This window comes from Streptomyces sp. NBC_01314 (assembly GCF_041435215.1).
Classification (GTDB): Bacteria; Actinomycetota; Actinomycetes; order Streptomycetales; family Streptomycetaceae; genus Streptomyces.
Genome location: NZ_CP108394.1, coordinates 1,000,134 through 1,026,243 on the forward strand (window position 1 = coordinate 1,000,134; position 26,110 = coordinate 1,026,243).

The following is a 26,110-nucleotide window of genomic DNA, read 5'->3' on the forward strand; positions in this document are numbered from 1 at the left end:
TGCTCAGAATTCGTCGGGGTGCAGCATCTCGGCGATCTTCTCGACGGCCAGGTCGTTGCTCGGGCCGAGGTACATCGAGTCCGACACGGTCACGTACGTGTTGTTCTTCGCGGCCGGCCACTGGGGGAACTCCTTCAGCAGTTTCTTGGCGTAGGCCGCCGGATCGGGGTCGTTGTAGCCGATGACGACGAGCGCGTCAACATCGGTGGCGGCCACCTTCTCCTTGCTCAGGTCGGCAAAGGAGGTCGTGGAGGCCGACTCGAAGGCGTTGCGGCCGCCGGCCTTGGCGAGGATGTCGTTGTAGATACCCTTGGCGACGACCGAACTGAAGTCGTTGCCGCCCATGGTCATGTTGGAGAACAGGACCATGACCTTCGGCTGCTTCCTGCCCTTCACTCTGGCGGAGACACGGGCGATGTTCTTCTCCGACGCGGCGATCAGCTTCTCGGCGCGGCCACTCACGTCGAAGACCATGCCCATGTCGCGAAGCAGCGTGTAGCTGTCGGCGATGGTCATCCTGGAGGTGTCCTGGTCGCAGCCCTGCGGGGAGACATAGGTGCCCGCGCCCACCTCCTTGAGCTGCCGGCGGGTGGCGAAGCCGTTCTTCTCGTCGAAGCCGTAGGAGGTCGTGGACAGCACCAGGTCGGGGCGCAGTCCGATCATCGCCTCGCGCGGGATGTCGTAGGCGTCGTTGAGCTTGATGTCGCCGGTGGGCAGGCCCTTGATGGCCTTGGCTCGGCCGGCCACCTCGGACATCCCGTAGCTCTGTTGGTTGGCGACGATGCGGTCGCCGAGGCCGAGGGCGAGCAGCGTGGAGACCTCGGCGACCGAGGCGCCGTTCATGGTGACCACGCGGCTGGGCGCCTCGGTGAACTTCTCCGTCACTCCGCAGTTGTCGAGGGTCACCGGGTAGGCGGACTTCGCGGCGGCCACGGACGCCTTGTCGCCGGTATCGGCGGCCTTGTCGGTCGAGGAGTCGGCGCATGCCGCAGTGACCAGACAGAGGGCTCCGGCCAGGGCTGTGGCGAGCGGCCGTTTCTTCGACATGCTGACTCCTTGCTGCGGGGTGCTCATGAGGCGACGGGTTCTGAGGCAGTAGTCGGGGGGTGAAGCTCGGAAGTTCCCAAGGGATCCAACTACTGTGCGGACGTCGCGAGATGGCCCTGCTTCCCGGCCGGGGCGGGCAGCGTTCCGGTGGCGACGCAGTGGTCGAGGTAGCGGAAGACGAGGTCCCGGTCGACGGACGGGCAGGTGATGCCACTGCCGTGCAGTCCGGTCACGACGTTGTCGGTGCGGACGCGCCCCAGGCGTAGCTCGGGCCCGGTCGAGTCGTCGGTGCCCGCGTCCCAGGCGTCGAAGAAGGCGAGCGTGGTCGCCGCCGCACCGAAGGCCCCGGACGAGCGCTGCAGCTCGGCGCGCCACTGGGCCAGCGGCATGCGGCGCAGCGGATAGCCGTACTCCTCCAGCCAGTCGTAGACGTCACTCAGCCGCATCGGGGTGGTGGCGTGGTTGAAGACCGTGGCGGTCGGCGGGCGCTGCCCGAGACAGAGGTGGACAAGGGCTTGGGCGACGTGGTCGACCGGTGTCCAGGTCTCCTCCTCGAACAGGTCGGGGACGATGCCCGCGGGCACACCCGCGCGCAGCACACTCCAAAGGAAGTCCCGCTCGTTGACGTAGCCGGTGGCGTGCGGGCCGACGATTCGCCCGAGGCGGTGGACGGTGACCGACAGGCCCCGCTCGGCGGCCTGTTCCAGCAGGCGTTCGGCGGCCCACTTCGACTGCTGGTAGCCGTATCGCAGTCCGGGGTGGGGAGGGAGGAACGTCTCCGGCACCTCTGGAGCAAGGGTGATCGGCGGGGCAACGGAGAGGGTCGAGACGAAGTGCAGGGGGGTCGAGCGGACGGCCGCCATGCGCAAAAGGTCTCTGGTGGACTCGGTGTTGGCGGCGCGGAGGGTGGAGTACTCGCGCATGATGCTGACGGTCGCCGCGTTGTGGAGGATCGCGCCGCAGGTGCGGGCGAGTTCGGCGAAGAGTGCCTCGTCCAGGCCTAGGCGGGGGCGGGCTAGGTCGGCGGGAACTGCCGTGATGCGTTTTCGCGCTACGTCCGAGAGGTGGATCCGGTGGATTTCCAGGGACTGTTGGATGCGGGCGGCAGCCGCTGCGGGGCTCGGGGCCCTGACGGTGCAGACGACCTCCGCGTCGGTGCTCGTGAGGAGTTCGGCCAGCAGATGCACGCCCACGAAACCGGTGGCGCCGGTGAGCAGGACCCGGTCCGGTGTGCCGATCGCCCGGGGAGGATCGTCGCCTGGGTGGATGCCGGGGTCGAGGACGGCGTCGGCGAGCAGGTTCGCCGGAAAGCCGGAGCCGACCGGCCGTGGCTGGACCTGGGCCTGCTCCTGCTCCTGCTCCTGCTGCGCCAGGAACCTCGCCAGCTCGGCAGGCGTCGGGTGCTGGAAGAGCCAGGCGACCTTCACGTCGCGGCGCAGTTCGACGCCGAGGCGATTGGCCACCTGGATGACCTGGAGCGACTGGGCCCCCAGGTCGAACACGTCGTCACCCGCGGAGACGGCCGGCACGGCGAGCACCTGTTGCCAGACGGCGGCGATGGAGCGCTCCAGCGTGCTGTCGTACGCCGCTGTCTCGGTGCCGTGGTTCGGCACCCGTGCGTCGAGGTCCGGCGCCTGTGTGTCGGGGTCCGGCACCCGTGCGTCGAGGTGCGGCCCGTGCGCGTCGGGAGTCATCGTGGCGAGCGCGTTCCTGTCGATCTTTCCTGCGCTCGTTCGGGGCAGGCGGTCCAGGAATTCGACGGCCGACGGGATCATCGCCGCGGGCAGAGCCGTCCGGAGGTGATTTCTGATCAGGGCCACGGCCGGGGCAGGCCCGTCCGGGACGACGTGTGCGACCAGGCGCCGCGTCCCGTCCGTCAGTATCTGTCCCACGACGGCGGCCTCGCGGACCCCTGGGTGGGCCAGGAGCACGCTCTCGACCTCGGCGGGGTGCACGCGGTGTCCGCTGATCTTGAACTCGGTGTCCGACCGGCCCAGATAACGCAGTTGCCCGTCGTGGCCGACTCGTACGAGGTCACCGGTGCGGTAGGCGCGGGGCGCTCCGGGCAGCGAGTCGAGAGGGGCGAAGCGAGCGGCGTCCGGAGGGTGATCTCCCCGGTAGCCGACGGCCAGGTTGTCGCCAAGGAGGTGGAGTTCGCCGTCCACGACCGCGGCGCGAGTGCCAGGGAGCGGCAGTCCGATGGGGACGTCTCCCGGGGCGAGGGAGGGGTGGTGGAGGTCTGCGACGGTGGCGACGACCGTGGCCTCGGTCGGACCGTAGGTGTTCAGCAGCCGGACGGATGTGCCGACGGCCCCGCGCCAGCGGTCGACCCGCTCGGGGAGCGCCGCCTCGCCGCCGATGACAATGGTGCGCACCTCGGCGGGCAGGACAGCGGTGCCGGTCGAGATCGCGTAGGCCAGTTCGTGCCAGTAGGCCGTGGGCAGGTCGAGGAAGCTGATCCGCAGCCGTGCGCAGGCGTCCAGGAACCCGGGGATCGAGTCGGTCATGTCGTCGGTACGGACGACGAGCGTGGCGCCCGCGCACAGCGTGAGGAAGATTTCCTCGACGCTGGTGTCGAAGTGCGGGGCGGCGAACTGCAGGACACGGTCCCCGTGGTGGAGTCCGTAGCGGTGTGTGGCCCCGGCTACGAAGTGCGCGAGGGCGTGGTGGCCGATCTCGACACCCTTGGGGCGCCCCGTGGAGCCCGAGGTGTGGATGACGTAGGCGAGGTCCTGCGGTGTCGGTGCCGTCGACCGGGGTGCTTCTTCGGACTCGGGTTCCGGCCGGTCGAGTTGCAGAACAGCTCGGTCCGCGTAGTGGTCGGCGCGGGCGCTGGTCGTCAGGACGAGTGCGGGCCGGGCATCATCCAGCAGCTCCGTTCTGCGGGCCCGGGGCGCGGTCGGGTCGAGCGGACAGTAGGCGGCCCCGGAGAGCAGGACGCCGAGGATGGCGGTGATGGCGTCGATGCCGCGGGGCAGGGCGACGGCCACCAGGTCGCCGCGGCCTACCTGACGGGCCGCCAGTCGGCGGGCGAGGTCACGTGCCGAGCCGAAGAGCTGGGCGTACGTGATGCTGCGCCCGCCGTCCTCGACGGCGACGGATCCGCCGCGCCGGGCGGCATGGCCGGCGATCAGGCCGAGGACCGGTCGCACGGGGCCGGGCAGCGGCCCTCCGTCCAGAACGGGAACGGCCGGGCGCGTACGCAGCTCACCGAGCGCCCGGTCGGGGGCGGCGACGGCCTCTCCGAGGAGGGAGAGCAGTCCCTCCTGAAGTGCGGTGACGTCCGCCTCGTCGTAGAGGTCGGGGTTGGCGTCCACGGCGATGCGCAGGCCCGCGCCTTCGGAGCGGTCGTAGACGTTGACGGACAGGTCGTCGACGGGGCCCGCGGAGACGTTGTGGACCGTGCTGCGGTGTCCGGCGAAACGCAGGTCGTACGCGAAGGGCATGATGTTGACGCCTGGCCCGGACAGGCGGCGTTGGCCTCCGACGAGTCTGAGGTCGCGCCGCAGTTGTTCGTAGCGGTAGCGCTGGTGCGGCAGCCCGGCGCGGAGTTCGCGGGAGATTCTGGCCGCGAGGTCGCGCAGGCTGTCCGACGCGGTGACCGTCACGCGCAGGGGCAGGATGTTGCGGACCATGCAGGGAACGCGGAGCGAGACCGAGCCGAGGCGCCCCATCGCCGGCAGGCTGAGGACGATCTCCGGGGCTCCGGTCACGTGGTGCAGCTGGGCCGCGGTCACCGCCAGCAGCACCTCTGACCAGGTGACCCCGAGGTCGCGGGCGACGGCTCTCAGGGTCTCCGTCCGGGCCGCGCCGAGGTCCACCACCCGTCGGTGGAAGGTGCGCACGGGCAGGGCCGTACGGCCGGCGGGTGTCGCCACGGGTGGCCGGTCCGCGAAGCGGTCCGCCCAGTAGTCGCGGTCCTCGGCGAACCGGGCCGACTCCCGGTAGGCGCGTTCCTCGTCCCGCACCGCCGCCAGGGTGCCGAAGCCGCTGTCCGTCACCGGCTCGCCCACCGTCAGGGCCGTGTAGACCTGGGCGACCCGGCGGGCGACCAGCGACAGACCGAAGCCGTCGAGGGCGATGTGGTGCACACGGTGGTACCAGAGGTACTGCTCCGGTGCGATCCGCAGCAGGGCGTGGCCGAAGACGGGTCCGCGCGCGAGGTCGGCGGGGCGGGCCATGTCCCGGTTCATCCAGGTCAGGGCCGCCGCGTGCGGGTCGGGCTCGGCGGTGAGATCTGCCGTGTGCAGGCGCCAGGCCCCGGCTGGGGCATCCGTCTGCCAGGGCCGCCCGTGCTCGTCGACGACGAAGGCGACGTTGAGGGCCTCCGTCTCCGCGACGACATGGTGCAGGGCCGTGTCGAAGACGGCCGGGTCCACCAGCCCGTCGATGTGCACGTACTCGGCCGTGTTGTACGCGGGGCTGTCCGGGTCGAGCTGCTGGCCGGTCCAGATGCCTTCCTGTGCGGCCAGCAACGGGTGCCGGTCGGCCATGGCTCCTGTGTCGTTCACGGTGTCGTCATGCGGTGACATGGTCCGTGCCCCCCTGACGTGCGGAGAGCAGCTGCCACCACTGGTCGAACGAGGTGCACTCGGCGAGTTCGATGAAGGACACGTCCAGGCCGGTTTCCCGCCACCGTTCGATGAGGGTGACGATGCGCAGGGAGTCCAGCCCGGCGTAGAGGGGATGTTCTTCGAGGTCGACTTCGTCGGGCCGCTGGTGGAGGAAGTCCGCCAGGTCCGCGCGGAAGCCCTCCAGCGTGAGGGGAGCAGGCATGTCGTTCTCTCTCAGTAGCTCGTTGGCTCTCGGTGGCGCGTCGGCGGCCGGTCAGTTGACCTTGCGTGCGGTGTCGTCCCAGAAGCGGTCGCGCAGTTCGCGGCGCAGGATCTTGCCGCTGGGGTTGCGCGGGACGCTGTCGATGAACTCGTAGCGGGCGGGCAGCTTGAAGCTCGCGAGTTGCGGGACGAGGAAGGTGTGCAGGTCCCGGGGGCTGGGCTGCTGCTGGGGTGCGGGGACGACGAAGGCGTGCACGTACTCGCCCCAGCGCTGGTCGGGGGCGCCGACGACGACTGCCTCGGCGACTCCGGGGTGGCCTTCCAGGACGTTCTCGATCTCGGCCGGGTAGACGTTCTCGCCTGCGACGAGGATCGCGTCCTTGATGCGGTCGCGGATGAAGATGTAGCCGTCCTCGTCGACGTAGCCGGCGTCCCCGGTGTGGATCCAGCCGTCGACGAGGGTCTCGGCGGTCCTGTCGGGCAGTCCCCAGTACTCGACCATGCGGGCGGGAGTGGCCAGGCAGACCTCCCCGATCGCGCCCGGCGGCAGTTCGCGCCCCTCACCGTCGATCACCTTGCTGCGTACGCCCGGATAGGGGTGGCCCGCCGCCTGCATCAGGGAACCGCCGGGGACATGGGCGGCGGGGGGCAGGCACACCGCGGTGTTGCCGGTCTCGGTGAGGCCGTAGATCTGGGCGAACTCGCAGTCGAGGAGGGCGAGGCTCTCCTCCAGCAGTGCCTCGGAGATCGGGGAGCCGCCGTAGACCGTCTTGCGCAGGGTGGTGAAGTCCTGCGCGCCGACGCCGGGTTCGGTCAGCATCATGCGGAGCATGGCGGGCACGACGCAGGCCGTGGTGATACCGAGGTCGCGGATCAGGTCGACGGCCTGGCGGGCGGCGAAGGCTCGCATCGCGACGACGGTGGTTCCGGCGTTGAAGTTCTGCGTGGCCCACCACAGACCACCGATGTGGAACCCGGGGATACCGATCAGTGCGATGTCCCCGACGCGCCAGTCGATCCAGTCCAGCCCCTCGCTCGCCAGGGCGTCACGGATCGCGAAGAAACTGCGGTGGGCGAGTACGACACCCTTGGGCAGTCCGGTGGTTCCGCTGGTGTAGAGCTGGGCGACCGGGGTCTGGGGGGTGACGTCGTACGGTTTCGGGTCGGTGCCGGGGTGAGATGCCTTCCAGTCGGCGAAGGACTCTCCGAGCGCGACGACCGTTTCGGGGGGCGCGGTCGGCATCTTCTCGACGATCGGCCCGAACTCGTCCTCCAGGAAGAGCAGTCGGGTGCCGGAGTCCTGCAGGATGTGGCTGACCTCGGGCGCGGTGAGTCGCCAGTTGACGGGCACCAGGACGGTGCCGCTCTTGGCGCAGCCGAAGAGGATCGCGTAGTAGTGCTCGGACTCCTTGCCGAGATACGCGACCCGGTCGCCCGGCGCGAGTCCGGCGGCCTGAAGGGCGTGGGCGATGCGATTGCTCTCGCGGTGCAGTTGCTCGTATGTCAGTGTGCGGCCCTCGCAGAGGATCGCGGGGGTGGTGGGCTGGTGCTGTGCGTGGAAGCTCGTGGTCTGGACGAGTGTCTGGAGTTGGGGGTGGTGGAGCCGGTCCATGGTCGTGGATCTCCCGTCTCGGGTCAGGGGACGTTGACGAACGCCAGGGTCGCCTCGCCGTCGCAGCGGCCCGCGTCGGCGTCCCAGTAGCGGAAGGCCGTATCGGCGTGCAGGAACGGACTCGCGCCGGCCGGGGCCCGCCGGGTCACGGACCGGAACTCCATCTCGCCGGAAAACACACGGGGATTGACGGGGCGTCGGAAATTCGATGAGAAGCGGGCGATGAGAATGTCCGGGAGCTGGTGCCTCCAGAAGTCGTCCAGCGTCCAGGATTCGAATCCCGTCCCCAGTCCTTCTTCAACGGACTTGGCGACGAGGTAATACATCATCTGGTTGTAGCAGATGTTCACCTCGACGGAATTCAGATGTCCGGTGTCGTCGATGTAGCACGACTCGGGGATCTCGAACTCGCAGCGGGTGGAAGCACGGCCGTCCGTTTCTGTGACGGCAGCCGAACGCAGGTACCTGCAGTGGTCCTTGTAGGGCGTCAGCACCTGTGCCAACAGGGCTTCGTCCGTCATGCCGCCGTGATCCCGTCGTGCAGCCTGCGTTCGTCGTGGACGGTGACGCGGTAGGAGACGGTCGGCTCCGGCGTGGTCGTGTGCCGGGCGCGGTGGATGAGGCTGCGGTTGTCCCAGACCAGCAGGTCGCCCCTCTCGAAACTCTGCAGATGGATGTTGTCGTGCTCGAAGGTCTCGTCGAGCTGGCCGGTGGCGTCGAACAGCCGCTTGAGCAGCTCGTCGTCGAGCGGGTTGCCGTCCTGGTCCTCGATGCCGACGGTGAAGCCCTCACTGATGTAGAGGACCGTCTCGCCGGTCATGGGGTGGGTGAACGTGGTGGGCTGGACGACAGCCGGGGTCTTCCGCTCGACCTCCTCGATGATCTCGGAGATGGGGCGGTAGACATCGTGGGGCCGGATCTTGAAGTACTTGCGGACGGAGTGCCGGCAGTACGTCCCACCGATCTCCTTCTTGAGATCGGCGGGCAGCCTGTCATACGCCCGACCCATGTCGATGAAGTACGTACCTCGGTTCTCCTCCGGAATGACCTGGGGGTAGATCAGGGTGATTCCGAACGGGTCCGGCATGAACTGGTAGTCGGCGTGCCAGAATTTCCCGGTCTTCGGGACTCCTATCTGCTTTCCGTTCTCCGGGACATTGGAGGAGACGAATATCTCCGGGACGTCCGGATGCTTGTACATCGGCTCGTAGTAGATCTCCGGGCGGCCCAGCCGCTTGCCGAGTGCGAGGAACCCCTGAGGCGAGAGGTCCTGCCCCTTCAGGATGGCGATCTTCTTCGTGTAGACGGTGCTCTTGACGGCGTCGATGTCGGCCTCCGAGGCGGTGGCGTGGTCGAATCCCTCGGCCACCGCGCCGATCGCGCTGCCGGGCTGTTCTTTGATCCGCATGTGCTGCCTTTCGAGAAGAGGAGGGGTCAGAGGGCCGTTTGTCGGGCGTCGACGAGCCCGGCGATGTCGCCGAGCGTGAGGTCGGGCCGGAGTTCGTCGTCGCCGACCTTCACACCGAGGTCACGCTCTATTCGGATGCTGATCTCGACGGTCGTCAGCGAGTCGACGGCCAGTTCACCGAGGGTCGCCTCGGGACGGATCCGGTCCGCGGGAGCGTCGTACAGTCTTGTCAGGATGTCGACCAACCGCTTGTAGGTGGTACTCATGACGTCGTCCGTTCTCCTTGGTCACAGAGGTCGTACGGATGGGCCGGCGCGGGCAGCGCGGGCCAGGTGAGCAGGCAGGATCCCCAGGTGAGGCCACCTCCGAAGGCGGTGAGCAGAAGCCGGTCACCTGGGCGGACCAGTTGACCGGCCGCCGCGTCGGCGAGGGCGAGCGGGATGGACGCGGCGCCGGTGTTGCCGACGGACTCGACATGGGTCACACAGCGCTCCCGTGGGAGACCGAGGTCGTCGGCCACCGAGTGCAGGATCCGTAGGTTGGCCTGGTGGGGTACGAAGTGGTCGATGTCGCCGGTCTTCCAGCCGGCACTGGACAGCGTGGCGCGCGCGGACTCGGCCATCCGCGTCACCGCGTGGCGGTAGACCTCTTTGCCCCGCATGGCGAAGTGCCTGTCCTGGCGGCTGGGTTCGCCCGGTCGGGAGCGCTGACGGGAGCCGCCTGCCGCGACCACGATCAGGTCCTCGTGGGCGCCGTCGCTGCCGAGGTCGAAGTGGCCGACCGCGCCCGGCTCATCAGGGTGTCCGGCGCGCAGGACGACGGCTCCGGCACCGTCGCCGAAGATGATCGCGTTGGCCCGGTCCAGCGGATCCACGATCGTGGAGTAGGTGTCCGCCCCTATGAGCAGCACCCGTTCGGCCACGCCGGCCGCGATGAGACCGGCGGCCGAGGCGAGCCCGTAGACGAACCCGGTACACACGGCGCCGACGTCGAAGGCGGCCACCCGCGCCAGACCGAGTCTCGACGCGACCGCGGGCGCGGTGGCCGGGCAGGTGTGGTCAGGGGTGGTCGTCGCGACGATGACGGCGTCGACCCGGTCCGTCGCGACGGAGGCGAGAGCCCGGCGGCCGGCTTCGACGGCCAGGTCTGACGTCGCCTGTCCGGGGTCGACGACGTGCCGTCGGCGGATCCCGGTCCGGGTGCGAATCCACGCGTCGTCGGTGTCGAGCCGTCGCGCGAGGTGCTCGTTGGTCACCACACCGGACGGCACCCATCCGGCCAGCCCGCACAGGACAGCGGCCGGAGCAGCGGAAGGGCCGACGGTGAGAGGGGACATGAGGTTCTCCTGGCATGACGGAGGACGGCCGGGCAGCCCGGACACGGGATGGAAACGCGAGCAGGGAAGTCGCGAGGAGGGAGGGCCTAGCGACCGCTGGTCCTGGTCGCCCTGCGCAGGACGAGCAGGGCGAGCGCACCACATCCGATGCCGCCCGCGATCACGAAGAGGGCGGTACGGATGCCGTCGAGGAGCCCGGGACCCGAGGCACTCTGCCCGACGCCGCCGGCGAGCGCGATCAGCACGGCGAGGCCCACCGCGCCGCCGATCTGCAGGGTGGTCGAGGCCAGTCCCGAGGCGATGCCCTGGTCTCCGGGCGCTACTCCGGCGGACGCGGTGATCCACATGCCCGTCCACGCGGCCCCCTGGCCGAGGCCCATCAGCACGATCCCCGGCAGCAGCGCCGGGTACGAGCCGTTCGAGGTGAGTGCCAGACCGAGGGCAGCGGCTCCGGCGGCGCCCAGCGCCATGCCGCCCACCAGCATGCGGCGCACACCGAAGGCGGACACGGCCCGTTCACCGGCCTGCGTACCGACGGCCACCACCACGGCGGGTACGAGGAACGCGAGCCCGGTCGCGACCGGGCTGTAGCCCTGGACGGTCTGGAAGTAGAGCGTCAGGAAGTACGGCACCGAGCTGAACGTGGCACTGAACAGGGCGGTCACCCCCATGGCCGCGAGCAGGCCGCGGTGGGCGAACAGCCTTGCCGGTACGAGCGGATCGCGGGATCGCCTCTCCACGACGGCGAAGAGCGTCAGCAGCCCGGCGGACAGCAGCGCGCTCCCGAGGGCGACGGGCGTGCCCCAGCCCTCCGCGGGGGCCTGCACCAGCAGGAACACCAGGAGCGTGATCCCGCCCGTCGCGGTCAGCGCGCCCGCCACGTCGAAGTGCCGCGAGCGGTCCCGTGGCCCGTCCTCGGGGAAGAGCGACCACCCGGCCACCGCGAGAGTCCCCGCCACGGGCACGTTGACGAGGAACACCGACGGCCAGCCGAACGCCTCCACCAGGACACCGCCGAGCAGGGAACCGAGGCAGAGCCCGCCCGCTCCCGCGGCGCCCCACACCGCCAACGCGCGGTTCCGAGCGGGCCCTTCGTCGTACAGGGTGTTGATCAGGGACAGGGTCGCCGGGAACAGCAGGGAGCCGCCGACGCCCTGCACCGCCCTGACGGCGACCAGGACGCCCGGCGAATCCGACAGCCCGCCCACGAGGGACGACCCCGCGTACAGCAGCGCCGCGACGACGAACATCCGGCGCCGGCCCAGCAGATCCGCGGCCCGGCCGCCCAGTAGCAGGAAGCCTCCCGTGGCCACGACATAGGCGCTCACCACCCACTGCAGGTCGTGGTCGGAGAAACCCAGCCCGGCGCCGATGTCCGGCAGCGCGACGTACACGATGTTGTAGTCGAGCGAGATGACGAGTTGCCCCGACGCCAGCACGAACAGAGGAAGTCCAAGTGGCTTTCGCAGCGGAGTCATTACCTGCCCTGTCGCGGACATCATCGATCACCCCCTTCGGTATCGCAATACACAGAATTCCCGCGAAGATAATTTCCAGCAGGTAGATCAATTCGAGTCACGGTAGCAGTCCTGATCAGGCTTGAGAATGGCCAATTCCCCGAACCGCATTGCGCGTTCACAGAGCATCAGGGCAGCCCTTTTGTCCGGCAGTCGAAAAAAGCCGGCAGAGAGAATCCAGGAGTTGATCCCGGAGTTGAAGGAATTACTTCCTCCGCGTCAGCCCTCCCCCATGAGCCGCCGAATCTCAGTCATGAGGGCGACAAGCGCCCGGCGTTCCGGAACGGTGGTCTCCGGATGCCAGAGGTCGATGAGCAGACAGGTCCGTGGCCTGCTCCCCGAGTTGCGTGCCTCATGCTCGAAGGAGTAGTCGAAGAGCAGGCACTTTCCCTCGTTCCAGGTGCGCATCTCTCCGGCGACCGTGATGCTGCACCCGTCCGGGATGTCCACGGCAAGATGTAGGTTGATGCTGAAGTTCCACAGGTCGCAGTGGGGTTCGATGACGGCGCCCGGCAACAGGGTGGAGAAATGGCACTCCAGGAGAGGACATATCTTCTCCGTGTCGACGGCCACGTCTTTCAGCACCCGATAAGCAGTGGGAGTCGTGGCGGCGGACTCCTCGACGAGACCTCCTCCACGGAAGAGGTAGAGGGCCTGCCAGTTCTCCTGGCGGGCCAGATAGTGCTCATAGTCCGAGAACTCCTCCCGGCGCGCCGACCATGCGGAATTCAGCTCTTTCTTGATCGACTGATGACTGGCTTCCAGTTCATGGACGACGGGGGCCAGTTCGGCGTAGGAGTACGGGTCGTGCCAGGGAGTGGGAGAGAGCCCCGGCATGATCCACTTGGCCCCCTTCTGCAGTGGATGCCGTTCGCTGCCGCCCGGCTCCAGCATCCGCTCGACCCGCGTGATCGATTCCGCACCGAACTCGGCTCTGATCGCGGCGAAGGCGTTCTCCATCTCTGGTGTCATGCGGTTCTCCGGAGCTCAGGGGATGGGGCCAGGGAATGCGGTCCGGAGGTCACCAGGTCACCGTCGTCGACGACCCGTTGGTCCGCGACCCGGGCTCCCTGTTCGGCGAGGCGCCGATCTCCGACCAGCGGCCGGCGCGGGCACTCGCGCCGGCCGAAGCCGCCGGGCACGACGACCAGAGCGACGGCGTGCGGGGACCAGGCCGCTGACACACCCTTCACGCCGAAACTGTGGATCACCTCGGCCACCTCCCCCGCAGCCGCGGTCACCGGCCGCACCGTCACGGGATGGGCCAGGGCGGCCCCTGAGAAGGCCTCCAACGGGCCACAGACGTCCGGCTCTTCCACGCCGTCGAAGGTGACCGATGTGGACTCGCAGTACTTCCCCGCTGTGGCCGCGAGCACGCCACGGCGCCGCCGCGTGGGCGGCGCCGGCTGCGAGCGGGGTCGGCGACAGAGCACCGATCGCGGCCCCGGAGGACTGCGCCAGACGTCTTCGCTTCACGTGTGCCCCAACCACCTTCGCCCGAAGTGCCGCGCCTCGACCCGCCGACGACCTCACATGCTGGTCAGCGGGTGCCGAATCGCACTGTCGAACCAGTAGTCGATCGCTGGTGGTGTGGAGTTCCCGCGTCTTCACGCCACTTTCCTTTGCTGTGGCGGTACTTGAGGGAAGACAGCCGTTGCGTGACGCGGTCGGCGGCGTGGGCACGCTCCGAGGGCGTCCACTCTCCTGCCGGTCCCACGAACAAGTTGTCGCACCGAAGGACTGCGGAGTTCCCGTGTTCGCGCAGTGTTCTGTTCAGCCGCGCCTGTGGAAGTGCGAGCGGTCCTCCACCGCACCGTCGCCTCGGCGGTGCAGCGGACGCCGACCCGAGACGGCCGACGCCGGCAGAAGACGGAGCAGCCCGCTCAGCACGAATCCCTCCCCGCCGCCGTCCGTGCAGTTCCGCGACCGCCTTCGTTCCGGGCTTCGGAGGGTCCTTCCCCTCCGCCGCCGGCCGGAACCGGTCGGCGCGGCAAGGGCCGGGAACCAGCCGGGACCACGCCACGACCACTGACTCATGGAGCCGAGAAGTCTGATGCGTGTGATGCGACGCCGGAAGCGGAACACGCCCTTGGAGAACGTCTTACGGGCCGTCGCTGCACCCTTGGGTGCCTCCTGCGGTGCGCTGGCCCTGCTGGTGGCCTACACCGCGAGCGGCGCGGCAGGCGAAGCGCCGCCCAGGATCACGGTCGTCGACGCGCGCATCATCGCGGCACCCGCGGGCTCCGACTCCACCGCCGCCTACTTCGAGGTCCGCAACGCCGGCCCGTCGAAGGACACACTGCTGTACGCGGACTCGCCGGAGCTGGGCGTCAGCATGCTCCGCCGTACGGTGCGCCGGACCGGAACAGGGCGTACGGATCCGGTATGGGCCGTCGATGTCCCGGCGGGCGGCACGGTACGCATGGCGCCTGGGGGCCTCGGAGTTGTGATCCTGGATCCGCCCGAGCTGAAAGCCGGCCAGACACTGCCGTACACCCTGTGGTTCCGTCGGAGCGGGGGTGTCGTCGTCCGGGCGACCGTGACCGAGACTGCGCGGTGAGCCCCGGGAGCCAGGGCTGCCGGAGAGCGGGAGGAGTGCCGGGGTTTCCGCGGACGCGGAGACCCCGGCACTCCTTTCGTCAGGCCGCCGCTGCGGCCGGGGCAGGCGATCCCTCGGCCTCTGCGAGGAATTCGACGAGGGCCACGCGGGCCCGTGCCACCCGCGAGCGGATCGTCCCGACGGGGCAGCCGCTGAACTCGGCGGCCTCTTCGTAGGGCAGTCCCGCCAACTGGGTGAGGACGAACGCCTGGCGGCGTTCGGAGGGCAGGGCGTCCAGCAGGTCGAGCAACGCCACACCTTCCTCGAAGCCGGGCAGGCCTCTCGGCTGGGCCCGCTCGGCCCTTGTCGTCCAGTCGTCCGCGTCGGCCAACCGCGGCCTCGCGGCGGCATACCGCCAGCTGTCGACCACCGTGCGACGCGCGATGGACAGCAGCCACGTACGCGCCGACGAGCGCCCCTCGAACCGGTGCAGGCTGCCTAGTGCCCGCAGGAACGTGTCCTGCGCCAGGTCGTCGGCGAGCTGGCGATCGGATGAGAGGTGGGTGATGTAGCGGACGACGTCGGAATGCAGGGCCCGAACGAACCGGTCGACGGCGTCAGGGTCGCCGCCGCGGGCGGCCAGCGCCCACGCGGTGGCCGACTCGTCGCGCGATACCGCGCCGGACTCGTCCGTCGCCTCGGACCCCGCCCCACGCGTTTCGCGCAGGGCGGTCAGGACAGGAGTGATCACCTGTATGTCCTTCTCGGGTTGTCCGGGACCCGGCACGGCGGCATGCGCGACCGCGCACTCGTGCGCAATGCGACGGCCGCGCGCGGGGGTGCGCGGTGCGCCGCTGCGGAAACGTCCCGGAACGGGAGGGATGTGGGATGGGGCCGTACGACGTGAACGACCCGTGCCCGAGAGCCCTGCCCTCCGGCCCTGGCGTCGACGGGACGCGGCGCTCATGGGGACGAAGGATGGCCTCGGGGAACCGGCTGTCTCAGGCGACAGCGGTTCCGGCCGGAGGCCCCCGAGAAATGATCGTGTGAGCGAGCGTCAGCCTTGGCACCCGTGCCGAACGCTCGCGCGTCGGCCGCGGGCGCGGCCGGTGGGGCGGCGTGGCGGGCAGGGCGATCGGCAGCCTCAGCGGCGCGGCCAGCCATCCCTCGACGGCCCGCAGGACACGGAACGCGGCCCGCTCGCCGTGGGCCAGCCACAGGCCGCTCAGCAGGGTGGCCAGGGCGTGGGCGGCGAGCATGCCGAGTGACGACGTGCCGCCCATGTCGTGAGCCATGTGGCCGAGGTGCCCCGCATGCGCCGAGTGGCCCATGTCCATGGAGGCCATGTCGATCGCGTCCATGGACGTGGAGCCCATGGGCATGCCGCTCGCGTCACCACGCATGTGGTGCGCCACGGAGTCCGTGGCGGACCCCGACGCCGCCGACTGGGCCGACGAGAAGGTCCGGTGGAGCGCGCCCTGGGCGAGGGCCACAGCGGACATCACCAGCGTGAGCCCGCGTTCACGGCCCGCCAGACACCAGCCGACGCCGCTCGTTGCGACGAACCCGGCGGCCAACGTCCACCAGGGCACAGTGGAGCCCGACATCAGGACGTGACCGAGGGCGGCGAGCAGCACGCAGACGGCCGCGAACACCACGGCCCGTATCGCGCGCGCACACCACCCAGCAGTCATGACGGCCCTCATCCTCGCATTCGAGTTCCGCTCGTCGCAGGTGGGTACGCACAACGCCGGGGTCTGCCACTCAACCCCGAATCCGTGAGAGAGGACACACCAACGCCTCGGAACCCGGCGGACGACCCGTCCGACTTCTGAGGTGGGGAAGTCAAGACCTCAGCCGGGTCGTCGTCGGCAGAGGGCCATGCTTGCCTACCGAGATGCCGCTTCGGCAACGTCGAACCACGACACGGCGGTCAGAGAGCCACTGGTACAGCCGGCTGTTCTCCATCGCGGCCTGGTGCGGGGCGCCGATCAGCCCTCGACCTCGACATCCGCCTCGAGTTGCGCGGCCTCCTGGGCGTTCGCAGCTCGCAGTCCCTTCAGGCGTCGGAGTTGCCGACACCGCCGTTTCACGCCGTCCGGAGCCTGCGCTGCGCGCGGGCGCCCTCCGGTGATTATGGCTCGGCGATGCTGTTGCCCAGGAGAAGCCGTCGCGGTGGCGAAGAGTGCCTCGCTCACCACACCACCAGGCCTGACTCGCCCCGGCCAGGTATTCCGATCGCGTGGACGGCAACAAGCTCTGGGTGAAGGGGATTTGCAGCACCGATCGGGCCCCCGCGCGCCGCAGGTTCGTCACCCAGGAGCAGGACCCAGCGGGGACACGTCATCACCCTGCCCGGGTCCGCTGCTGCCCAGTACCGGCGGACAGCGCGTCGTCGCGGACGGGCGACACACCGCGGCAGTCCTGGTGTTGCTCGCGCCTGACCCGTCCGGAGGTGCCTTCGCAAGGGCCCCCGGCACTCTATTCACCCGATCTATCGAACCGTTCACACCCCGCGTCTTGACTGCATGATCCTGAGGCTTGAGCGTGCCACCAGCCACTATCACGTGGTTCCTGTTGATCCCCTAGACAGGGCCTGCGCTGAAGCCTCTTAATAGATCCGATGTCACTCCGGCGAACACACGCCGTGTGGGTGACCTCTCCCCTGCTCGCCCTTTGAGGGTGACCAGTCACTCCGTTCAGCCCGGGTGCCGAGCCGCAGCCCCGTGTTGTCCAGCGAAGAGTCAGGAGCGCATGTTGTCAGAGCCCGTCAGTCGCCGAAGAGACGCTCACCGGCATGGCGGTCCGCCGCGGGCGGGCTTCGCCCTCCGTCCGCGCCCTCTCCGTGCGGGAGTTCCTGATGCCCGGCGCACCGTAATGCTTGTACCGGCCGCCTACCTGAGTATGTTCCCCCTGCTCATCACCGGATCGCACGCCCGGGCCGCTCCGTGACCGTGACCGTGACCGAAGTATCCCGGTTTCACCGCCAGCGCCACCCCGCGAACCGGCAAGGGGCACCTGGCAGCGGGCAGGCCCGACCTGCACGCTTACCACTCAGTGCCGAGCCGATCGTGCCTCCCACGACGACCCGGTCGCCCACCTTGGGCGGTCACCTTCCGCTTGGCACTTGGCTGGCCGGCAGGTTCCGGCGGAGCACCGTTTCACAGCCACTTTGACAATCCGTGCGCGTCCGGGCACCCAGGCCGAGGTCGACTGCCACCTGGGGCGTCGTCACCGCACTCAATGCCGTCGATCCACAGGAGTGGGCCATGTCCTCATCAAGAATGAATCGCCGTACGTTTCTCGGCGCCGCGGGTGCGGCGACCGCCGCGACCGCCCTGCCGATCGTCCCCGGCTTCTCCGGCCTCCTGTCACAGGCGGCCGCCGCGGACACACAGACCAACCTGAGCAAGATGGTCGACATGCGGTTCGGCATGTTCAACCACTTCAGCCTGGGCACGTTCACCAACCAGGAGTGGGCCGAACCCAACCAGAGCCCCACCGCCTTCGCTCCCCCGAGCGTCAACTGCGCGCAGTGGGCCGACGCGGCGGTCGCCGCGAAGATGAGTTACGGCATCCTGACCACCAAGCACCACGACGGCTTCGCCCTGTGGCCCAGCGCGTTTGGCACCCAGAACGTCGCGAACAGCTCCTACAAGCAGGACGTCGTCCAGGCGTACTGCGATGCCTTCCGGGCGAAGGGACTGAAGGTCGGGTTCTACTACTCGATCTGGGACCGTACCTTCGGCGTCGAGGCATGGGAGAGCCGGCACAAGGTGACCGGGCTGGAGATCACCGATGCCATCCAGCCCGGCGACATGACCTTCATGCTCGGTCAGATTCGCGAGCTGCTCACCAACTACGGCACCATCGACATGTTCATGACCGACGGCTACGCATGGCAGATGGGGCAGCAGGCCGTCTCCTACCAGAGAATCCGTTCGCTGGTGAAGGAACTGCAGCCGGACTGCGTCATGATCGACATCGGCGGACTGTCGGAGCCCTTCCTCAGCGACGCGATCTTCTTCGAGGAGCCGTTGGGGATCTCGGCGCCGGCGGGCAACACCTACGCCGGAATGCAGGGGCAGACCATCAGCAACGGCTGGTTCTGGCACCCCTCGACCCCGACCGAAGGCCTGATGAGCAGGGACGCGATCCTCTCCCACCTGGCCGACCTGGAACCCAAGTACACCTCCTTCATCCTCAACTGCCCGCCCAACCGCAACGGCCTGCTGGACACCAACGTCGTCAACCGGCTCGCCCAGGTCGGCGCGGCCTGGAGCCCGAACACCTCCCGGCCTCCGCTGCCGACCCAGCCACTGCGCGCCGAGCACCCCGTCACCCCGGTCAACGCATACGCCACCGCCTTCCGCACCGGCGAGGGACCGCTCAACGCCATCGACGGACTCAGCGACGTCCGCTACGAAACCTGCTGGTCGACCTGGGGCCTGTCCCCGGCCCTGCCTCACTCGATCACGATCGACCTGGGCGGCGTGTGGAGCAACGTCTCCACCCTGGAATACCTGCCCAAACAGTGGAACCGCAGCAACTCCACCGACGGCGACATCACCTCCTACACCATCCTCACCAGCACCGACGGCGTCACCTTCACCCAGGCCGCCACCGGCACCTGGGCCGGCAACGGCAAGTACAAGCTGGTGGAGTGGCCCAGCCGGAACGTGGGCTTCGTACGGATCCAGGTCAACGCGGCCACCGGCGGCTACGCCAACATCAGCGGCATCAGAATCGGCGGCCGCTCGGTCAAGCCTGCCCTTGTCTCGAGGGTCCTGCCGGGCGACGGCACCGTGTACCGGCTGGTCAACCGCAACAGCGGCAAGGTCGCCGACGTGAGCGCGAACGGAACCGCCAACGGCACCAACATCCTCCAGTGGCCCTGGCTGAACCGGAACAACCAGAAGTGGACCTTCGCCTCCACCGGCGACGGCTACTACGAGATAAAGGGCGTCGGCAGCGGCAAGCTCATGGAAGTGGCCGGGCTCTCCCGCGATGACGGTGGCAATGTGGCCATCTATGCGGACTCCAACGCCCCCCAGCAGCACTGGGCCGTCACGCCCACCGGCGACGGAAACTACTTCCTCATCAACCGCTACAGCGGGCTCTCCCTCGGCGTCGACGAGGGCAGCACTGCCGACGGGGCCAACATCGAGCAGCAGCCGTACGCGTCACAGACGCGGCAGCAATGGCAGATCATCCCGTCCTGACCTCCGCTGTCCGCCCCTCGACCCTCCCGGTCGCCCCCCGGGACGACCAGGAAACCGGGACAATCCCCTCCTTGTGCCACACCAAAAGAATCATATACATTACACGGAAGTAACTTCCGAGGATTGATTCTGCGGGTGACGGGTCGCTGGTGAACCCGAGGACGCCGTTGGAGGGAGAACCGATGACGCACAGCAGCGTGGGCGATGCGGTATCCGGGCCGACCGGGGCCGAGGGCGCGGAGGGCTCACCCCTGGCGATCCAGGTGCGCGGGGCGAAGGTCCACAATCTCAAGGGCATCGACGTGACGGTGCCGCTGCGCCAACTCGTCGCGGTGGCAGGCGTGTCCGGGTCCGGCAAGTCCTCGCTGGCCATGGGGGTCCTGTACGCGGAGGGGTCACGCCGGTACCTGGAGGCGCTGTCGACGTACACCCGCCGGCGCATGGCGCAGGCACCGCGCGCGGCGGTGGACGGTGTCGCGCATGTGCCCGCGGCGCTCGCGCTGCGGCAGCGGCCCGCTGTCCCCGGGGTGCGCAGCACCCTCGGTACGTCGACCGAGCTACTGAACGTCCTGCGCCTGTTGTTCTCCCGCCTGGGAGCACACCTGTGCCCCAACGGCCACCGGCAGGACCCGACCATCGACGTCGCCGCAGGGCTCACCCTGACCTGCTCGGTGTGCGAGGTGACGTTCGACCCGCCGGGTGCGGAGTCACTGGCCTTCAACTCGAACGGCGCGTGCCCGCGGTGCGGCGGCACCGGCATGGTTCGCGAGGTCGACGAGGCGGCCCTCGTCCCCGACCCGCAGCGCACGATCGCGGAGGGGGCGGTGGCGCCGTGGTCGATGTTCGGGCTTTCGGTGATGCCGCAGGTCGTCGCGGAGTTCGGAGTGCGCTCCGATGTGCCGTACACGGAGCTGACCGCCCGCGAGCGGGACATCGTCATGCACGGCCCCGCCGAGCAGCGGCACATCAGCGTGCGGTCCAAGAACGGCAAACTCTTCGAGCTGGACTTCACTTACCGCAACGCCCGCCGGGCGGTCGAGGACGCCTTGAACAACGCCACGACCGAGCGCGGTCTGAACCGGGTGAACAAGTTCATCACCGCCCAGACCTGCCCTGCCTGCGATGGCACTCGGCTCAGCGAGCAGGCGCGCGCCACCCTTGTCGACGGCATCAATCTTGCCGAGGCCGCCGCGAAGACCCTTGACGACCTCCTCGTGTGGGCCCCTGTACTCGCTGACACCCTGCCACCGGAGATGCGCCCGATGGCGCGGAACATCGTCGCCACTCTGCTGGAGGCCGCCCGCCGCCTGGTCGAACTCGGCCTGGGCTACCTCACCTTGGACCGGGCAAGCTCAACCCTGTCGACCGGTGAGCGGCAGCGTGTCCAGCTGGCCCGCGCGGTGCGCAACCAGACCACTGGCGTGCTCTACGTCCTGGACGAGCCCTCCATCGGCCTGCATCCCTCGAACGTGGACGGTCTGCTCGGCGTGATGCGCGACCTGCTGCGCGACGGCAACTCCGTCGTGCTCGTCGACCACGACGTCCAGGTCCTGCGCGAAGCCGACTGGCTCATCGAGATCGGCCCCGGTTCCGGCACCGAAGGCGGCACCGTCCTGGCCGTCGGCGACGTCACCGCCCTCGGCAGGGACCCCGACTCCCTGATCGGCGGATTCCTCGCCGGCCGCGAAGCCACCCTCGTACGCGACCGAGCCGACCACGACGCGATGTTCGACCAGGGCCGCATCCATTTGGCCACCCGCCCCTTGCACACGGTGCACGCCCTGGACGTCGACGTCCCCCAGGGGCGCCTGACCGCCGTGACCGGCGTGTCCGGATCGGGCAAGACCACGCTGATCCTCGACAGCCTCGTCCCCGCCCTCCGGGCACAAGCCGCCGACGGCCCGCTGCCCGGTCATGTCTCGAAGGTGGACGCGCAGGGGATCACCCGGGTGAACATGGTCGACGCCACCCCCATCGGCGTCAACGTCCGATCCACCGTCGCAACCTACAGCGGCGTCCTCGACGACCTACGTCGTGCCTACGCCGCCACCGGCACAGCCAGGCAACAGGGCCTGACCGCCGCGGACTTCTCGTACAACACCGGCTCCCTGCGCTGTCCCCGCTGCGAAGGCACCGGCCAGGTCTCCCTTGACGTGCAGTTCCTCCCCGACGTCGATATCGCCTGCCCGGCCTGCGACGGCGCCCGCTACGCTCCCGAAGCCGCCGACATCCTCCGTCCGACGCCCAGCGACCCTGACGGCGGGATCAACCTGCCCGACCTGCTCGCCCTCACCGTGCGGCAGGCCATCGAGCAGGTCGGAGACATCCGGCGGGTGCGCGCCCGGCTCCAGGCCCTCATCGACCTCGGCCTCGGCTACCTCACCCTCGGCGAGGACACCCCTGCCCTGTCCGGTGGAGAGGCGCAGCGGCTGAAGCTGGCCACCGAACTCACCCGCGACCAGTCCGACGCCCTCTTCGTCCTCGACGAACCCAGCGTGGGACTCCACCCCCTCGACATCCGCACCCTCCTGGAGGTCCTCCAGCGTCTGGTCGCCAACGGCGCCACCGTCATCGTCATCGAGCACGACCTCGACATGATCGCCAACGCCGACCATGTCATCGACATGGGCCCCGGAGGCGGTGCCGCCGGCGGCACCGTCGTCGCCACCGGAACCCCCGACGACATCACGCGGCACCCGCACAGCATCACCGGCCGCTACCTCGGCAAGCACCTCAGCTGACAACGTGCGTCCGTGCGTCGGTTCCGGTCGACAGCAGTGATACCCATACGTCGGCGTCGGCCCGGGGCCGCTCTGTCGCGCTACGACATCTTCGAGGATCTCAGCGTGGACAAGGCCGTGTACGCCGAGGTCACCGGGTCCAGCGCGTCACCTGCGAGCGCTCGGCCTCGGTCAGGACCAGCTCTGCCTTGCGCTCACCCGGTCGCGGCTCGTGTGTCGGCGACCGGCAGCGTGGCTCATCACGGTTCCGGCATCCGGTGACTCCACCCAGGTCGGCGCCGTTACGGTCGTCCGCCCGGAGGAGAACAGGCGCACCGCCGAATCTCCACGCGAACTGCCCTGAACGGCATCACTCGACGGCGACAGCGCGGGAGGAAGAACCGGTCAGGATTCTGTCGTGCGTTGCGTGTCACCGGGATGCCCCGATCGGCTCGGACCGGACCCCGAACTCGGCTCGGCGACTGGGTCGCCGGTGACGAACACGGGGGGCCGGACTTCAGGAGTAGTCGACAGGCGGCCACGCCTCAACGCGACCACCCGCCAACGCCCCCAGGGCCCGGGCCGTTCTCTACTTCCCCCCGTGGGCCTACTCCCCCCAGAAGGCGTCCTCGGCCGCCTGGTCGCCGAAGAACAGCCACATCTCGACGATCTTCCCGTCCTCCAGGCGCAGCACATCCACCCCGTCCATGCTCATGGACGCGTCCCCGCGCCGGCCGGCGAAGTGGATCGAGACGGCCACCATGTCGCCGTTGCCCACCAGGGCATGGACCACGTCGATGTGAAGCTGCCCTGACTGGCCTCCATCATCCCGCCGAGCATCGCGAAGACCGCGTCACGCCCCTGGTGCTCGCCGGAGAACCGGTTGCCACCCGGCTGATGCCAGACGACCTGCTCCGCCAGCAGCTCCCCCCACCCGGGCCAGATCACCCTTCTGGATCGACTCGAAGTACTCACGGGCGATGTCGACGTTCCTGAGTCACCTCTACTTCTCTTGTTCACGGCCATGGTCGGCGCCCACCTCGCCACCGCACGAACCATCTGGCGTGCGCATCGAGGCTGCGAAGCGGCTGTGAGGCCAGGCGGTGGCAGAACTGCGGAGGGGGCACCGACGGGCCGGTGTGTCTCCCGTCTACCTTGCCGCTGTCACTCCTGGGCGCCGGAAGTCAATCGGCCATCGGTGCCCCCCGCGTTCAATTATTGCATAGTGCAAAATGAGATTACCAGTCCCCCGGTCGGCTTCCGCACCCTTCCCGCGACGGTGCGGGTGGTGGGGGTGTGTGCACGCTGGCGGCCTGGATGTCGCGCCGGAAAAGGGCCGCAGACCATACGAGACCCTGACGCCGTCAACTCTCTGTGTCTCATGGGGTGTTGCAACCAGTTCGTCCCACGGATCTCTCATCAATTTCCGAGTCGCCTGAACACTCCTGGGGCTCCCCGCGTATGTGATGGAGCCGCTTCACTCCTGTAGGGCGCCTCGATAGCCGCACAAGGCAGTCAGAGGAATTCCATGGGACGCAACACACGCAAACGACGTTCGCCGCTGGCCGTTCGGGCCATTGCCGCATCCGCGGCGCTCGCGGTCGCGGGCGGCGGCCTGGTCTGGGCGAACTTCTACGCCTCAGCGGGCGAGTCGAAGTCCGAGCAGCACAGCACGCTGTCCTCCGCGCAGGTGGCCACCATCGCCTGCCCGGACGTCGGCCAGAAGCTGACGAACGTGCCCGAGAGGGCGCGCGCGGGTGTCGCGAAGGAGCTGGCGCTACTGGACCGGCAGATCACCGAGGCCTACAAGCGCCTCGCGGACACGCGCCAGGCCCAGGCGGGGGATGCCGGCTTCGTCAACAACGCCATTCTCGGCCCGCTCAAGTCCAGGCGAGTCGCCACCCTCGACCGGATCGGCATCAACATCCGCAACGCGGGCGGCAAGACCCCGCAGGGCATGGACCAGCTCGCCACCTGCCAGAGCGTCGCGGACCAGAACCAGGCGAACCCCGGCGGTGGCCAGGGCCAGGACGACGGCCAGGACAACGGCCAGGACCAGGGCCAGGTCGGCAATGGTCTGGCCGCGGCCGACTTCCAGGACATCACCCAGGTCCAGCCGAACGGCGGCCCGCAGGGTGTGAACGGAAACGGTCTCGCCGCGAACGGTGACGGTGGTTCGACGGGTACGTTCACCACGAGATGCGGTACCAACGGGAACGACAACCACAACTCGGACAACATCATCAACGCTCCGGGTGTCAGCAACGGTGCGCAGCACACCCACGACTACGTCGGCAACCAGGACAACAACGCCTTCACCAGCGACCAGGAGTTCCTCCAGGCCGACACCAGCTGCCAGAACCAGGGCGACAAGTCGTCGTACTACTGGCCGGTGCTGCGTCTGCAGGACGGTACGGCCGAGTTCGACGCGAACGACCTCGGTGGCGGTGCGGAAGGCAACATCGGCAAGATCCTCGAAGCCACCGAGGCGGAGCTGAAGTTCGTCGGCAACAAGGCGAGCGATGTCGTCGCGATGCCGCAGGCCCTGCGCATCATCACCGGTGACGCCAAGGCCTTCACCAACGGCCTCGCCAACGCCAACACGAACTGGAGCTGCACCGGCTTCGAGGACCGGCAGCTGACGGACAAGTACCCGATCTGCCCCGAGGGCAGCTCGGTGGTACGGACATCCTTCTTCCAGAGCTGCTGGGACGGCCAGAACATCGACAGCGCCAACCACCGCGCGCACGTGGCCTTCGTACAGGAGGACGGAACCTGCGCCAACGGCTTCCAAGCCATCCCGCAGCTCCAGGCCCGTCTGGTCTACGACGTTCCGGCCCCGCAGATCCAGAACGGACAGGTCGTGAACCCGTTCGCGGTGGACAGCTTCCCGGACCAGCTGCACAAGCCGATCACCGACCACAACGACTTCCTCAACTTCTTCGACGAGAACACGATGAAGCAGATGGTCGGCTGCATCAACAGCGGCCAGGACTGCCAGTAGTCCTGAAGCAGTGACGAGGAAGCCGGCGGTGGGATCTTCCACCGCCGGCATTCGTCTGTCCCCGACTTCGTGACCCGCGCGGTCAGCCGCGTTTCGTCGTTCTTCAGCGTCGGCCGTCCTGGTGCGGCAGACGAACGTTCACACTGCCCTCGTCGGGATACCCCAAGCGGCCTGCGCTGCCGGGATCAGGCAGCGAGACCAGACACAGGACGATTCCCTTGCGCCGTGCAAAACGCGGGGCGGGTGCTGGCAGCCCACATCCGACGATGACATCACCCGGGTCAGGCGTCGCGGGCCATCGGGAGGTCCACCGCCCAGCCCAGCGGGTGCGGCTCCGCGGCGTCGAGCGCTGGAACCGAGGGCTCTCCCCCGGCTTCGTTGAAGGCGGCGAGAGCCTCCCTGAGCGCCAGGCGCTGCACCGGTGTGAGCCGTTCGACGATCGCGGCGATCTCGGTGCGCCGTCGGGCGGTGACGTCCTCGACCGTGCGCCGGCCTTCCTCGGTGAGCTGCAGGAGGGTCTCGCGGCGGTTGTCGGGATTGAGGTGCCGGTCGGCCGGCCCGGCCGCGATCAGCCGGTCCACCATCCGCATCGCGGTGGAGGGCGCCACCTGGAGCAGGTCGGCGAGCGCGACCAGCTTGGTGGCCCCGCGCGTGGACAGCACCACCAGCATTCTGAACTGCGGAAGCGTCACACGTTCCTCGACCGCGGCGAGGGAGCGGGCGGAGAGTGCCACCAGCAGTCGCGACGCGGTCGGCACCGCACAGGTCACACCACGTCAACATCGTCCATCGCCCCCGCGGGGGTCTCACGCTCCGGCATACGTCCTTTGTACCGTGCCGAAATCCCCTGCCCACATCACTCGCGGGCCTCGGTGACGTCGGCGGTGTACTACGGCCGTCGGGGCGGGATGGCCGTGGTCAAGGAGGACG

General features: G+C 68.9%; 17 protein-coding genes and 2 pseudogenes. 5 read left to right on the forward strand and 14 right to left on the reverse strand.

The window, feature by feature from the left end:
- Window positions 1-3: 3 nt before the first annotated feature.
- From OG622_RS04530 to OG622_RS04575, 10 genes are all read right to left on the reverse strand, one after another.
- A complete protein-coding gene (locus OG622_RS04530) occupies window positions 4-1,047 on the reverse strand; it encodes an ABC transporter substrate-binding protein (RefSeq protein WP_371573501.1) in 1,044 nt (347 codons plus the stop codon).
- Window positions 1,048-1,136: 89 nt separating this feature from the next.
- Window positions 1,137-5,540 (reverse strand): amino acid adenylation domain-containing protein, encoded by a 4,404-nt coding sequence (locus tag OG622_RS04535; RefSeq protein ID WP_371584002.1) that lies wholly within the window; start codon window positions 5,538-5,540, stop codon window positions 1,137-1,139.
- Between the two features lie 25 nt (window positions 5,541-5,565).
- Entirely contained in the window at window positions 5,566-5,823 is a 258-nt protein-coding gene (locus OG622_RS04540; protein WP_371573503.1) for a phosphopantetheine-binding protein, read from the reverse strand.
- A gap of 51 nt (window positions 5,824-5,874) precedes the next feature.
- On the reverse strand, window positions 5,875-7,434 hold the full coding sequence (locus OG622_RS04545; RefSeq protein WP_371573505.1) for a long-chain-fatty-acid--CoA ligase: 1,560 nt from the start codon (window positions 7,432-7,434) through the stop codon (window positions 5,875-5,877).
- A gap of 23 nt (window positions 7,435-7,457) precedes the next feature.
- Window positions 7,458-7,955 (reverse strand): FcoT family thioesterase, encoded by a 498-nt coding sequence (locus tag OG622_RS04550; RefSeq protein WP_371573507.1) that lies wholly within the window; start codon window positions 7,953-7,955, stop codon window positions 7,458-7,460.
- On the reverse strand, window positions 7,952-8,842 hold the full coding sequence (locus OG622_RS04555) for a TauD/TfdA dioxygenase family protein (protein WP_371573509.1): 891 nt from the start codon (window positions 8,840-8,842) through the stop codon (window positions 7,952-7,954). Before OG622_RS04555 ends, OG622_RS04550 begins: the two co-directional genes overlap by 4 nt.
- A gap of 26 nt (window positions 8,843-8,868) precedes the next feature.
- The gene (locus tag OG622_RS04560; RefSeq protein ID WP_371573511.1) at window positions 8,869-9,108 is read right to left on the reverse strand and encodes an acyl carrier protein; all 240 of its coding nucleotides are present in this window, start codon (window positions 9,106-9,108) and stop codon (window positions 8,869-8,871) included.
- Complete coding sequence (locus OG622_RS04565) at window positions 9,105-10,178, reverse strand: beta-ketoacyl-ACP synthase III (RefSeq protein WP_371573513.1); 1,074 nt, start codon at window positions 10,176-10,178, stop codon at window positions 9,105-9,107. Before OG622_RS04565 ends, OG622_RS04560 begins: the two co-directional genes overlap by 4 nt.
- Window positions 10,179-10,264: 86 nt before the next feature.
- The gene (locus OG622_RS04570) at window positions 10,265-11,677 is read right to left on the reverse strand and encodes an MFS transporter (RefSeq protein WP_371573515.1); all 1,413 of its coding nucleotides are present in this window, start codon (window positions 11,675-11,677) and stop codon (window positions 10,265-10,267) included.
- A 237-nt stretch (window positions 11,678-11,914) separates the two neighbouring features.
- Window positions 11,915-12,667 carry an aspartyl/asparaginyl beta-hydroxylase domain-containing protein gene (locus tag OG622_RS04575; RefSeq protein WP_371573517.1) on the reverse strand — a complete coding sequence of 251 codons (753 nt, stop codon included), beginning with the start codon at window positions 12,665-12,667 and terminating at the stop codon, window positions 11,915-11,917.
- A gap of 35 nt (window positions 12,668-12,702) precedes the next feature.
- Between OG622_RS04575 and OG622_RS04580 the strand changes: the two genes are divergently transcribed.
- Both OG622_RS04580 and OG622_RS04585 read left to right on the forward strand, forming a co-directional pair.
- Window positions 12,703-12,876, forward strand: a complete 174-nt coding sequence (locus OG622_RS04580) for a hypothetical protein (RefSeq protein ID WP_371573519.1) — start codon at window positions 12,703-12,705, stop codon at window positions 12,874-12,876.
- A 908-nt stretch (window positions 12,877-13,784) separates the two neighbouring features.
- Window positions 13,785-14,255: a copper chaperone PCu(A)C gene (locus OG622_RS04585; protein WP_371573521.1), complete on the forward strand. Its 471-nt coding sequence runs from the start codon at window positions 13,785-13,787 to the stop codon at window positions 14,253-14,255.
- A gap of 79 nt (window positions 14,256-14,334) precedes the next feature.
- Here OG622_RS04585 and OG622_RS04590 read toward each other — a convergent pair whose 3' ends face one another.
- Window positions 14,335-14,961, reverse strand: coding sequence for a sigma-70 family RNA polymerase sigma factor (locus tag OG622_RS04590; RefSeq protein ID WP_371584003.1), 627 nt, complete (start codon window positions 14,959-14,961; stop codon window positions 14,335-14,337).
- Between the two features lie 274 nt (window positions 14,962-15,235).
- On the reverse strand, window positions 15,236-15,928 hold the full coding sequence (locus tag OG622_RS04595) for a hypothetical protein (protein ID WP_371573524.1): 693 nt from the start codon (window positions 15,926-15,928) through the stop codon (window positions 15,236-15,238).
- A gap of 1,575 nt (window positions 15,929-17,503) precedes the next feature.
- Between OG622_RS04595 and OG622_RS04600 the strand changes: the two genes are divergently transcribed.
- Window positions 17,504-19,456 (forward strand): RICIN domain-containing protein, encoded by a 1,953-nt coding sequence (locus tag OG622_RS04600; RefSeq protein ID WP_371573525.1) that lies wholly within the window; start codon window positions 17,504-17,506, stop codon window positions 19,454-19,456.
- A gap of 182 nt (window positions 19,457-19,638) precedes the next feature.
- Window positions 19,639-22,197, forward strand: a complete 2,559-nt coding sequence (locus OG622_RS04605) for an excinuclease ABC subunit UvrA (protein ID WP_371573526.1) — start codon at window positions 19,639-19,641, stop codon at window positions 22,195-22,197.
- Between the two features lie 586 nt (window positions 22,198-22,783).
- Here the strand turns inward: OG622_RS04605 and OG622_RS04610 are convergent.
- Window positions 22,784-22,981: pseudogene (locus tag OG622_RS04610) on the reverse strand (nuclear transport factor 2 family protein); the annotation flags it as partial.
- Between the two features lie 723 nt (window positions 22,982-23,704).
- Between OG622_RS04610 and OG622_RS04615 the strand changes: the two are divergent.
- Window positions 23,705-25,180 (forward strand): DUF1996 domain-containing protein, encoded by a 1,476-nt coding sequence (locus OG622_RS04615; RefSeq protein WP_371573529.1) that lies wholly within the window; start codon window positions 23,705-23,707, stop codon window positions 25,178-25,180.
- A gap of 281 nt (window positions 25,181-25,461) precedes the next feature.
- Here OG622_RS04615 and OG622_RS04620 read toward each other — a convergent pair.
- Window positions 25,462-26,000, reverse strand: a pseudogene (locus tag OG622_RS04620) (MarR family winged helix-turn-helix transcriptional regulator).
- Between the last annotated feature and the right edge of the window lie 110 nt (window positions 26,001-26,110).

Excerpts from the sequence above, each read along its gene's own strand:
- OG622_RS04570 (WP_371573515.1), bottom strand. The coding sequence starts at position 11,677 with ATGTCCGCGACAGGGCAGGTAATGACTCCGCTGCGAAAGCCACTTGGA.
- OG622_RS04615 (WP_371573529.1), top strand. The coding sequence starts at position 23,705 with ATGGGACGCAACACACGCAAACGACGTTCGCCGCTGGCCGTTCGGGCC.
- OG622_RS04550 (WP_371573507.1), bottom strand. The coding sequence starts at position 7,955 with ATGACGGACGAAGCCCTGTTGGCACAGGTGCTGACGCCCTACAAGGAC.
- OG622_RS04555 (WP_371573509.1), bottom strand. The coding sequence starts at position 8,842 with ATGCGGATCAAAGAACAGCCCGGCAGCGCGATCGGCGCGGTGGCCGAG.
- OG622_RS04575 (WP_371573517.1), bottom strand. The coding sequence starts at position 12,667 with ATGACACCAGAGATGGAGAACGCCTTCGCCGCGATCAGAGCCGAGTTC.
- OG622_RS04540 (WP_371573503.1), bottom strand. The coding sequence starts at position 5,823 with ATGCCTGCTCCCCTCACGCTGGAGGGCTTCCGCGCGGACCTGGCGGAC.
- OG622_RS04545 (WP_371573505.1), bottom strand. The coding sequence starts at position 7,434 with ATGGACCGGCTCCACCACCCCCAACTCCAGACACTCGTCCAGACCACG.
- OG622_RS04530 (WP_371573501.1), bottom strand. The coding sequence starts at position 1,047 with ATGTCGAAGAAACGGCCGCTCGCCACAGCCCTGGCCGGAGCCCTCTGT.
- OG622_RS04560 (WP_371573511.1), bottom strand. The coding sequence starts at position 9,108 with ATGAGTACCACCTACAAGCGGTTGGTCGACATCCTGACAAGACTGTAC.
- OG622_RS04595 (WP_371573524.1), bottom strand. The coding sequence starts at position 15,928 with ATGACTGCTGGGTGGTGTGCGCGCGCGATACGGGCCGTGGTGTTCGCG.
- OG622_RS04565 (WP_371573513.1), bottom strand. The coding sequence starts at position 10,178 with ATGTCCCCTCTCACCGTCGGCCCTTCCGCTGCTCCGGCCGCTGTCCTG.
- OG622_RS04605 (WP_371573526.1), top strand. The coding sequence starts at position 19,639 with ATGACGCACAGCAGCGTGGGCGATGCGGTATCCGGGCCGACCGGGGCC.
- OG622_RS04600 (WP_371573525.1), top strand. The coding sequence starts at position 17,504 with ATGTCCTCATCAAGAATGAATCGCCGTACGTTTCTCGGCGCCGCGGGT.
- OG622_RS04580 (WP_371573519.1), top strand. The coding sequence starts at position 12,703 with ATGCGGTCCGGAGGTCACCAGGTCACCGTCGTCGACGACCCGTTGGTC.
- OG622_RS04535 (WP_371584002.1), bottom strand. The coding sequence starts at position 5,540 with ATGGCCGACCGGCACCCGTTGCTGGCCGCACAGGAAGGCATCTGGACC.